Annotated in this window: 3 protein-coding genes; 2 read left to right on the forward strand and 1 reads right to left on the reverse strand. The window is 66.1% G+C overall.

The features are described 5' to 3' along the window. Positions 1–137: 137 nt before the first annotated feature. Positions 138–494 (reverse strand): helix-turn-helix domain-containing protein, encoded by a 357-nt coding sequence (locus tag J5837_RS07095; RefSeq protein ID WP_210535971.1) that lies wholly within the window; start codon positions 492–494, stop codon positions 138–140. A 350-nt stretch (positions 495–844) separates the two neighbouring features. Between J5837_RS07095 and J5837_RS07100 the strand changes: the two genes are divergently transcribed. Continuing rightward, positions 845–2680 carry a DUF11 domain-containing protein gene (locus J5837_RS07100; RefSeq protein WP_210535972.1) on the forward strand — a complete coding sequence of 612 codons (1836 nt, stop codon included), beginning with the start codon at positions 845–847 and terminating at the stop codon, positions 2678–2680. A gap of 186 nt (positions 2681–2866) precedes the next feature. Then, positions 2867–11830 (forward strand): Calx-beta domain-containing protein, encoded by an 8964-nt coding sequence (locus tag J5837_RS07105; RefSeq protein ID WP_210535973.1) that lies wholly within the window; start codon positions 2867–2869, stop codon positions 11828–11830. The last annotated feature ends 4 nt before the right edge of the window (positions 11831–11834 follow it).

Below are 11834 nucleotides of genomic sequence, written 5' to 3' on the forward strand. Positions count from 1 at the left end.
GTCTTTATCCAAACCCCCGTCCGTTCGGACGGGGGTTTTCTTTTGCCTTCGCGAAAACGCATGTAGCCACGCCGGCGCAGGCCGGCGCGGGACGTACATTCGTTCAGTGGAGGGCTAAGGCGCCGACCCCGATCGGGTCAGCTCACGATCGACTCGATCAGCGCGCAAATCGCATGCCGCTTGCTCTTCGGCAAGCGGCGAACCACCTCGAGCAGCCTGGCTTCCATCTCGTCGACGGCGTAGTCCATGGCGACAGCGGGAACCTCCGTTTCCGGACCCTGGGCGGGATGGCCACGGCCGGTGGCGAGCCATTCGAATGGCACGTTGGTCGTGACGGAAATGGCAGCCAGGTGCTCGATGCTGGGGTGCGTGCCCCCATCGCGTTCCCATTGCGTCACCGCGCTGCGGTGGACGCCAACGCGGCTGGCCAGCTCACCTTGGGACAGTCTCGCTAGGGTACGACATCGCCGTATGCGTAGAGCCATGGAAGCCATGAATGATTCTTACCCCTAGTTGAGTCTTATCCAACAAGTCCCGATCGCGCGCGGATGACAGCGATTCTTCCCGCATAGCAAAACTGTTCGAAAGTTGCGTGCTTCCACTTTCGTTTGCAGACAGATCAAGCATTTGCGCCACTCCAAAAAGCGACACTGCCAGAACTTCTTACTGCTCCCCAGCAGTAGAGCGTTTGCCTAACGCTAGATATCACATTACTTAGTGATCGCAACAACAGCCGTACTCTTTCGTGCAAGGGCGCACAAATACGGTTGTGGCTGCCGTCAGGTACGACGGCAAACGTCGGGAAGAAAGGACGCAGGGGGCTGACGTGGAAAGGGGGCCGTCGATGAGTGCGAGACGCAACATGCCGCGCGGTGCGCGCTGCCTGATGGGGTTGCTGTTCTTGGCGACAACCGCCTTTGCCCTTTTCCCGTCGCGCGTGCATGCGCAGGTCGGATGCACGAGCAATGCTTGCGTGACGGCGGGTCCCCGGCTGGCCTCGGTGGATTCCACACAGAGTCCGGTGCTCAACCTGTTGTTCCAGGCGCTGTTGCCGGGCACGTCCGTCAACCTGACCGTCCTGGATTGGAATGGGCTGGCGGGCGCGGATATCAATCTGAATGCATTGCTCGCCCAGCTCGGCACCAACCTGAGCTTGAGCGATCCAAGCCAGGTCCTGGCTGCCGATATCACCCTGGATCAGTTGCGCCTTGCGATGGCCCAGGTGCTGCAGGCGGACGGAAATACGGCTGCGGTCAATGCGTTGAACCTGCTCGCGCCCACTCTGGCAGGCGTGGCGGGAACCATCAACTTGGGGGACTTCCTGCAAGTTTCCCTGCCCCCCGGATCGCTCGCGGACATCGACCTGGACGTTCTCGACCTGCTCACCGGATCGGTACAGCTGTACAACTTCGAGAACGTGCTCACCACGCCGACGCCGGTAACGGTCAATACCGCTGCGCTGGGATTGACCGGAGTCGCCAATGTGCAGCAATGGCTGCAGGTCGTGGAGCCGCCGGTCTATGTCTGCGGGCCGGTAGGAACGCAGTTCCACACGGCAGCGATCCGCGCGAAAAGCAATTTCGAAATCCTCAACGGCTTCAACCTGGCGCCCGTAGTGACTGCGATCAACAGCCTCGGCCTGTTGGGAGTGAGCAACCTGTCGCTGACCCAGGGCTTGCTGGAACTCGATGTGTATGCCGAGGTCGCCAGGGCGCAGGGCACCATCAGCCAGGTCAATGCGCTCGCACAGACCGTTACCGTGCAGGCGGAGCCCGGCATCGTCGACCTCTACATCGGCGATCCCGGCATAGCCGGCCCCGCGGACGACGATGCGGTGTTCTTCAATCGCTCCGACAGCATCGATGCTGCCGACTTCGTGCGGCAGGACATCTCTTCGTTGAACCTCAGCTTCAACGTGAACATCCCCTTGGTGGGCGACGTCAGCGTGCAGGTGCCGCTGACCGTCTCCGCGCTCGCCATCGCCGAAGGCGATCCGGCAGTACAGACGTTGTCCTTCAACGGCCCCTATGCGGAAACCCAGACGATCACCTGCGGCACGCTTTGCGTCGGCAACCTGGTTACCAGCCTGGTCAACAACCTCAATCTGGATGTCCGCGCCGGCACCATCACGGCAACCGTGCTGGGCGTGCCGGTGTCGGGCGCGGTACTCACGAACATCGTCAACAATTTCGTGAACCCGATGATCGGCGCCATCGAAGGCGCGCTGCAGGCGCAGACGACCACGATCATCCAGCCCGCGCTGAACGCGGTGCTCGGCGGCGTCCTTGATCCGTTGCTGGACATGCTGGGGATCGGAATCGGCCAGGCCGTGGTCACCGTCGAAGGCATTGGCGTCGCGTGCACCGCCGACCTGGTCATCGCCAAGTCGGACGGCTCTGGCACCTATGCGCCAGGCGGCACCGCGACTTATGCGATCACCGTTTCGAACGCCGGGCCAGCCGCGGTCACGGGCGCCGCCGTCAGCGACACGCTGCCCAACGGCGTGACGCTGTCGGGGCCATGGACCTGCGCGGTGACGCAGGGCACCGGCGCCTGCAGCCTCGCCACCGGGGGGAGTGCGGGCGATCAATCCGTCAATTTGACCGTCAACCTCGATGCCGGGGGACAGGCGACGATCAACGTACCCGTGACCTTCAGCGCCAATCCGGCGGCGTACTAGCGCTTGCCGTTGGCGCGACATGGGCGACGCCGAAACCGAAACGTCTTCCCACGCGTCATGGCAGTGCCCTTCATCGCGAATTCGCAGGGCCTCGATATGGATACCGTGAAACCCAGCCTCAACAAGCAAAGAGACCTCCGGCTGGGAGGCGCGCCGCGATTGGCGGGCGCGCTGCGGGCAATTCGAATGCTGGCGGTTCTCGCGCTTTGGCTGGCGGCCGGCGCCGCGATGGCGCAGAACTTCCCGAATCCGCTGGTCAACACCGCGCGGATTGCAGTTCCCTCCAACACCACCGATCCCGCGCCCGGCAACAACACCGCAACGGACAGCAATGCCCTGGCGTTGTCCTCGGATCTGTCCATCGTCAAGACGCTGACGAGCGCATCGACTGCCCCTGCGGGTTCGACCGTCACCTACCAGATCGTCGTCAGCAATGCCGGGCCTTCGAACGTCGCCGGCGCCACGATCACCGATACGGTCCCGCCGCAGTTGACCAACGTCAATTGGACCTGCGTTGCCGCGGGCACCTCTTCGTGCGGCACGACCAGCGGCACGGGCAACAGCATCAGCCTGACGGCGGACATCGCCGTCGGGCCCGCCAATACGATCACGTTGACGGTCAGCGGCACCGCCCCGGCATCCGGAACCATCGATGCGAACACCGCGACGGTCGCGCCGCCAGGCGGCACGACGGATCCGGATCCATCGGACGACACCAGCACCACGCCGTCGGTCCCGGTCAGCGCCGTTTCCGATCTGTCGCTGGTGAAGACGCTGACCAGCGCTTCGCCGGCACCGGCAGGTTCGGCGGTTACTTACCAGATCGTGGTCAGCAACGCCGGGCCATCGGATGCCATCGGCGCCACGATCGTCGACACGGTTCCCGCGGAACTGACCGGCGTCAGCTGGACTTGCGTGGCGGCGGGGACTTCGTCGTGCGGCGTGGCCAGCGGTACCGGCAACGTCAATCTCACTGCGAACGTGGGCGCAGGTGCCGCCAATACGGTCACCATCACGGTTACCGCCACCGCACCGGCGTCCGGCACCATCGGCGCGAATACGGCTACGGTGACACCGCCAGGCGGAACCACGGATCCGGATCCCGGCGACAACACCGATACCGAAAACCCGGTCCCGGTCACGCCGACGGTTTCGATAAACAGTGCGAGCGCGGCGGAGGGCGATGCTGTCGTCTTCACCGTGAGCCTGTCCGGTCCGTCCGCCTCCGACGTGACCGTCACGTTGAACACGGCGAACGGTACCGCTACTGCGCCCGGCGACTACACCGCGCAGACCGGCGTGACCATCACTATTCCAGCCGGCAGCACAAGCGCGAGCGCCAGCGTGCCGACCGCCGAGGACGCGATCTTCGAGGGCAACGAGACCTTCACCGCCACGATCAGCAATCCGGCCAATGCCACGATCGGAACGGCGACGGGTACCGGCACGATCACCGACGATGATCCCCAGCCAACGGTCTCCATCGACAGCCCGAGCACGGCAGAAGGCGACCCGATGGTGTTTGCGGTCAGCCTGTCGAATCCGAGCACCACGGATGTCACGGTGACGTTGAACACCGCCAACGGCACCGCGATCGAACCGGGCGATTACACCGCGCAAACGGGGCTGACGGTCACCATCCTGGCCGGCAGCACGAGTACGACGGTCAGCGTACCGACCATCGAGGACGCGATCTTCGAAGGCAACGAGGCCTTCACCGCAACGATCAGCAACCCGACCGGCGCGACGATCGGGACGGCTTCCGGCACCGGCACGATCACCGACGACGAAGCCGCCCCGACATTGTCGATCGATGATGTCAGCGTCAACGAGTCGGCTGGCACGGCAACGTTCACGGTGACGCTGAGCGGGGCGAGCGCCACGCCGGTCACGGTGGATTACGCCACCGCGAATGGGACGGCGACCGCCGGCAGCGACTACACCGCAACCAGCGGCACGCTGACCTTTGCGCCCGGCGTCACCACCCAGACAATCAGTATCGCAATCATCAACGACGCCACGGACGAGCCGGACGAAGTCTATTCCGTCAACCTGTCCAACGCGGTCGGGACCACGATCGTCGATGCCAGCGGCCTGGGCACGATTCTCGACGACGAGGCCCCGCCGGTGCTCAGTGTGGCCGATGTATCGGCGACCGAAGGCAGTCCGGCGCAGGTGGTGGTCAGCCTGTCGGCGCCGAGTGCAACGGACGTGACCGTGGTGTTGAACACCACGAACGGCACGGCGGTCGCACCCGGCGATTACACCGCACAAACAGGCTTAGTGGTCACGATCCCGGCCGGCCAGACCAGCGCGACGGTCCCGATCCCGACTGCGGCCGACACCTTGTTCGAAGGCAACGAAACGTTCTCGGTGACCTTGAGCAGTCCCACCGGCGCCACGCTGGGCGATGCCGATGCGGTGGTGACGATCACTGACGACGATACGCAACCGGTAGTGTCCATCGACAGCCCGAGTGCCGCCGAAGGCGACCCGATGGTGTTCACCGTCAGCCTGTCGAACCCGAGCGCCACGGACGTCACGGTCACGCTGAACACGGCCAATGGCACGGCGGTGGCCCCCGGCGATTACACGGCGCAAACCGGTGTGGTCGTGACCATCCTGGCCGGTAGCACCAGCACGACGGTCAACGTGCCGACCATCGAAGACGCAATCTTCGAAGGCAACGAGAACTTCACCGCGACGCTCAGCAGTCCGGTGGGCGCCACGCTTGGCACCGCCACGGGCACCGCGACGATCACGGATGATGATGCGCAGCCCACGGTTTCCATCGACAGCCCGAGCACCACGGAAGGCGACCCGATGGTGTTCACGGTCAGTCTGTCGAATCCGAGTACCACGGACGTCACGGTCACGTTGAACACGGCCAATGGCACGGCGGCGGCGCCCGGCGACTACACCGCGCAAAGCGGACTGACGGTCACGATCCTGGCCGGAACCACGAGTGCGACGGTCAACGTGCCGACCATCGAAGACGCAATCTTCGAAGGCAACGAGAACTTCACCGCGACGATCAGCAGTCCGGTGGGCGCCACCTTGGGCACTGCGACCGGCACGGCAACGATCACGGATGACGAGGCACAGCCCACGGTTTCCATCGACAGCCCGAGCGCTGCCGAAGGCGATCCGATGGTGTTCACCGTCAGCCTGTCGAGCCCGAGCGCCACCGATGTCACGGTCACGCTGAACACGGCCAATGGCACGGCGGTGGCCCCCGGCGATTACACGGCGCAAACCGGGGTGGTCGTGACCATCCTGGCAGGCAATACCAGCACGACAGTCAACGTGCCGACCATCGAAGACACGATCTTCGAAGGCAACGAGAACTTCGCCGCGACGATCAGCAACCCGGTCGGTGCTGCCTTGGGCACCGCTACCGGGACGGCAACGATCACGGATGACGACGCACAACCCACGGTTTCCATCGACAGCCCGAGCGCGGCCGAAGGCGATCCGGTGGGCTTCACGGTCAGCTTGTCGAACCCGAGCGCCACGGACGTCACGGTCACGTTGAACACGACCAACGGCACGGCCAATGCGCCGGCAGATTACATCGCGCAAACCGGCCTGACGGTCACGATCGCGGCCGGCAGCACCAGCGCCACGGTTAACGTGCCGACTGTCGAGGATGCGCTTTTCGAAGGCAACGAGAACTTCACCGCGACGATCAGCAATCCGGTGGGTGCCGCGCTGGGTACTGCCACCGGCACCGGCACGATCACCGACGACGAAGCCGCCCCGACGCTGTCGATCAACGATGTCAATGTCGGCGAATCGGCGGGCACGGCGACTTTCACCGTGAGCCTGAGCGGGGCGAGCGCCACGCCGGTCACCGTGGACTACGCCACCGCGAACGGCACGGCGACCGCCGGCAGCGACTACACCGCGACCAGCGGCACGCTGACCTTCGCACCCGGCATCACCAGCCAGACCATCGCGGTCGCGATCACCAACGACAACGTCGATGAGCCGGACGAGACCTTCACCGTCGCGTTGAGCAATGCAAGCGGATCGGCGATCGTCGACGCCAGCGGGCTGGGCACCATCGTCGACGACGAGGGCACGCCGACGATATCCATCGACAGTCCAAGCACCGCCGAAGGCGACCCGATGGTGTTCACCATCAGCCTGTCGGCGCCGAGCGCCACACCGGTCACGGTGACATTGAATACCACCGACGCCACTGCAGTCGCCCCGGGCGACTACACCGCGCAAACGGGCCTGACGCTGACGATCCCCGCCGGCAGCACGAGTACGACGGTCAGCGTGCCGACCATCGAAGATGCGATCTTCGAAGGCAACGAGACCTTCACCGCAACGCTCAGCAATCCGGTCGGAGCCGCTTTGGGAACCGCCGCCGGAACGGCAACGATCACGGATGATGAAACCACGCCGGTGCTCAGCGTGGCCGATGTATCGACGACCGAGGGCAGTCCGGCGCAGGTGCAGGTCAGCCTGTCGGCGCCGAGTGCGACGGACGTGACGGTGGTGTTGAACACCGGCGACGGCACGGCGACATCGCCGGCCGACTACACCGGCCAGACCAACCTGGTGGTCACGATCCCGGCTGGCCAGACCAGCGTTACCGTGCCGATCCCGACCGTGGCCGATGCGCTGTTCGAAGGCGACGAGAATTTCACGGTGACGTTGAGCGGTCCGACGGGCGCCACGTTGGGCGATGCCGATGCGACGGTGACGATCACCGACGACGAAGCCGCGCCGACATTGTCGATCAACGACGTCAGCGTCGGCGAAGCCGCCGGGAGCGCGACCTTCACGGTGAGCCTCAGCGGGGCAAGCGCCACGCCGGTCACGGTGAACTATGCAACCGCGGACGGCACGGCGACCGCAGGCAACGACTACGCCGCAAGCAGCGGCACGCTGACCTTCGCGCCGGGCACGACGACGCAAACCCTCGCAGTGCCCGTCATCAATGACGCGGTCTTCGAAGGCAGCGAGAACTTCACCGTTGGCTTGTCCGGCTCGAGCGGGGCGACGATTGCCGACGCCAGTGGCCTGGGCACGATCACCGACGACGAAAGCCAGCCGACCATCTCCATCGACAGTCCGAGCGCCGCCGAAGGCGATCCGATGGTGTTCACGGTCAGCCTGTCGGCGCCGAGCGCCAACCCGGTATCGGTCACGCTGAACACGGCCAACGGCACGGCGGTTGCTCCGGGCGACTACACCGCACAGGTCGGCCTTGCGGTCACCATCCCGGCGGGCATCACGAGCACGACCGTCAGCGTGCCGACCATCGAGGACGCGCTGTTCGAGGGTAGCGAGGCCTTTACCGCGACGCTCAGCAATCCGGTGGGCGCCACCCTGGGCGCCGCCAGCGGTACGGCAACGATCACCGATGACGAGGTCCCGCCAGTGCTCAGTGTGGCCGATGTATCGGCAACCGAAGGCAGCCCGGCGCAGGTGGTGGTCAGCTTGTCGGCACCCAGCGCGGCGGACGTGACCGTGGTGTTGAACACCACCAACGGCACGGCGGTCGCACCCGGCGATTACACCGCACAAACAGGCGTGGTGGTCACGATCCCGGCCGGCCAGACCAGCGCGACGGTCCCGATTCCGACCACGGCCGATACGTTGTTCGAAGGCAACGAAACGTTCTCGGTGACCTTGAGCAGCCCGACCAGCGCCACGCTGGGCGATGCCGATGCGGTGGTGACGATCACTGATGATGACGCGCAACCGGTGGTGTCCATCGATAGCCCGAGCGCAGCCGAAGGCGAGCCGATGGTATTCACGGTCAGCCTGTCGAACCCGAGCGCCACGGACGTGACGGTCACGCTGAACACGGCCAATGGCACGGCGGTTGCCCCGGGCGACTACACCGCGCAAAGCGGTCTGACGGTAACGATCCTGGCCGGAACCACGAGTGCGACGGTCAACGTGCCGACCATCGAAGACGCGATCTTCGAAGGCAACGAGAACTTCACCGCGACGCTAAGCAGTCCGGTGGGCGCCACGCTTGGCACCGCCACGGGCACCGCGACGATCGCCGAAGACGATGTCGCGCCGACACTGTCGATCAATGACGTCAGCGCAAGCGAGTCGGCGGGCACGGCGACGTTCACGGTGACCCTGAGCGGAGCCAGCGCCACGCCGGTCACGGTGGATTATGTCACCGCGAATGGCACGGCGGCCGCGGGCAGCGATTACGCCGCGGGCAGCGGCACGCTGACCTTCGCACCCGGTGTCACGACCCAGACGATCAGCGTCGTGATCAACGACGACGCCACGGACGAGCCGGACGAAACCTACACCTTGGGTCTCTCCAACGCGGTTGCAGCCACTATCGCGGACAACAGCGGCCTCGGTACGATCGTCGATGACGACATCCGCGTAATCGATGCGGTAGCGGACGCCGCGAGCTCCGTGCCGGGTACGGGCGGCACGAATGTCATCAACGTGCTGGCCAACGACACGCTCGACGGCGCGCCGATCAATCCGGCCGATGTGGTGGTCACGCCGACCGGCAACGGGCCGCTGACGATCAACGCCGATGGCAGCGTCGATGTCGCGCCGAACACGCCGGCCGGCACCTACACGGCGACCTACCAGATCTGCGAAGCCGCGAATCCGGCCAACTGCGATTCCGCGACTGTATCCATCACCGTGGTTGCAGCCGCGGTCGTCGCCAACGACGACACCGGGAGCCTCGCCTCCGGCGCCGCCGGCGGCACCGCGGTGGCCAACGTGCTCGGCAACGATACCGTCGGCGGCGCCACGGCAACGACGTCGCAGGTGCTGCTGAGCCAGCAGTCCAGCAGCCATGCGAACGTGACGCTGGACACCGCCACTGGCGCGATCCTCGTCGCGCCCGGAACGCCGGCCGGCACCTACACGGTGACGTACCAGATCTGCGAAGCGCTGAACCCCTCCAATTGCGATACCGCGACGGTATCCATCACCGTGGCGGCCGCGGCGATCGTCGCCAACGACGACAACATCGGACCGATACCGGGTTCCAGCGGCGGCAGCAACGTCGCCAACGTGCTGGCCAACGACACGCTCGGCGGCGCTTCGATCAACCCGGCCGACGTGGTGGTCACGCCGACCGGCAACGGGCCGCTGACGATCAATCCCGACGGCAGCGTGGACGTGGCGCCGAATACGCCGGCGGGCACCTATAGCGCCAGCTACCAGATCTGCGAACGCCTGAACCCGTCCAACTGCGACAGCGCCACCGTGACCATTACGGTCGCCGCCGCGGTCATCGATGCGGTCGACGACAACGCCACCGCAACGCCGGTGAACGGCAGCGTGGGCGGAACCGCGCTCGCTTCGGTGCTGGCGAACGACAGGCTGGGTGGCGCGGCAGCGACCGTGGGCAACGTGACGCTGGACTTCGTCTCCTCGACCCACGCCAACGTCACGCTCGATGCGGCCACGGGGGCGGTACGGGTCGCCGCGGGTACGCCGGCGGGCACGTACACGCTGACGTATCGCATCTGCGAGCAGCTCAACCCCGCCAACTGCGACACGGCAGTCGCGACCATCGCCGTCTCGGCGGCCGTGATCGCGGCGAACAACGACGCCGCAGGTCCGATCACCGGTTCGAGCGGCGGCACCAACGTGGCCAATGTGCTGGCCAACGACACGCTTGGCGGCACGCCGGTCGACCTCGTCATGGTGGTGTTCACGCCGGGCAGCAGCGGCCCGCTGACGATCAACCCTGATGGCAGCGTGGATGTCGCGCCGGACACGCCGACCGGCAACTACACCGCGACCTACCAGATCTGCGAACGCCTGAACCCGACCAACTGCGCCAGCGCCAGCATCACGGTGAGCGTGCAGGGCGACCCGGTCGCGCTGCGCCTGACCATGACCGCCGCGCAACGCACGGTGCGGGTCGGCGACCTGGTGCGCTACACCCTGCGCATCGACAACATCGGCGAAACGGACGCGGTGCAGGTCGAGCTGGCCGGCCGCCTGCCGGAAGGCTTCACGCTGGTGGCGAACTCGCTGCAGGTGGCCGACGACGACACGGATGGCACGCTGCTCAACGCCAGTCCGTTGCGGATCGGCGGCCTGGACATCCCCGTCGGGCGCAGCGCCACCGTGATCTACGTGCTGCGCGTCGGTGCGGGCGTTGGCGCTGGCATCCATACCAACCGCGCGGTCGTTCGCGATGGCCTCGGCGCCGCGATCAGCAATGAGGCGACCGCGGACGTGGAGGTCGCCGGCGATCCCATGCTCGACGACAGCCTGATCATCGGCAGCGTGTTCAACGACGCCAACGGCAACGGCCGGCAGGATGCGGGCGAACGCGGATTGCCGGGCGTGCGCCTGGGCACCGTCGAAGGGCTGCTGATCGAAACCGACCAGTACGGCCGCTTCCATCTCGTCGGCATCGATGGCGGTCGCTGGGCACGCGGGCGCAACTTCCTGATCAAGGTGGACGCCAGCACGCTGCCGCCGGGAAGCCGCTTCACCACCGAGAACCCGCGCGTGCTGCGCATCACCCCCGGCGTGCCGGTGCGCTTCGACTTCGGTGTGCAGGTGCCGGGCATGCCGCTGGGCGGCGGCAAGACCGAGGTGAACATCGACCTGGGCCAGGTGTTGTTCGAAAGCCGCAGCGCGACCGTGCCGGCGGAGCACCTGCCGGTGATCGACCGAATCGCCGACCGCTTGCGCGAAGCGAAGGGCGGCAGCGTGGCGATCACCGCCAATGCCGACGACATGGTGCTGGCGTTCCATCGCGCCGAGGCGGTGCGCGATGCGCTCGACCAGCGCCTGTCGCCGGAGTTGCGCCAAGCCACCCGCATCGAACTGCGTGCGCAGGTCGACGGCCTCGATGCCCTGGTCACGCTGGACAAGGACATCCAGTTGGGCGAGCTGCTGTTCGACACGGACAAGGCCGCGATCAAGCCGCAGTACCAACCGTTGCTGGCCGCCATCGCCCAGCGCGTGCAGGCGATGCCGAACACGGTCGTGGCCATCTCCGGATACGCCGACGTGCGTGGCACCGCGGAGCACAACCTGCGCCTGAGCCAGCAGCGGGCCGACGCGGTGGCCAGGGAGATTTCCGCACGGCTTCCGGCTGCGACGCGAACCTGCGTGCGGATGGAACCACGAACACCCGAGCAGGCCGCCACCTGCCCGGCCGGACGCTGAGGGG

The sequence above is a fragment of the Pseudoxanthomonas helianthi genome, from assembly GCF_017939625.1.
GTDB lineage: Bacteria > Pseudomonadota > Gammaproteobacteria > Xanthomonadales > Xanthomonadaceae > Pseudoxanthomonas_A > Pseudoxanthomonas_A helianthi.

Bases quoted from the DNA above. Each gene is read 5' to 3' on its own strand.
- J5837_RS07100 (WP_210535972.1), top strand. From the start codon at position 845: ATGAGTGCGAGACGCAACATGCCGCGCGGTGCGCGCTGCCTGATGGGG.
- J5837_RS07095 (WP_210535971.1), bottom strand. From the start codon at position 494: ATGGCTTCCATGGCTCTACGCATACGGCGATGTCGTACCCTAGCGAGA.
- J5837_RS07105 (WP_210535973.1), top strand. From the start codon at position 2,867: ATGCTGGCGGTTCTCGCGCTTTGGCTGGCGGCCGGCGCCGCGATGGCG.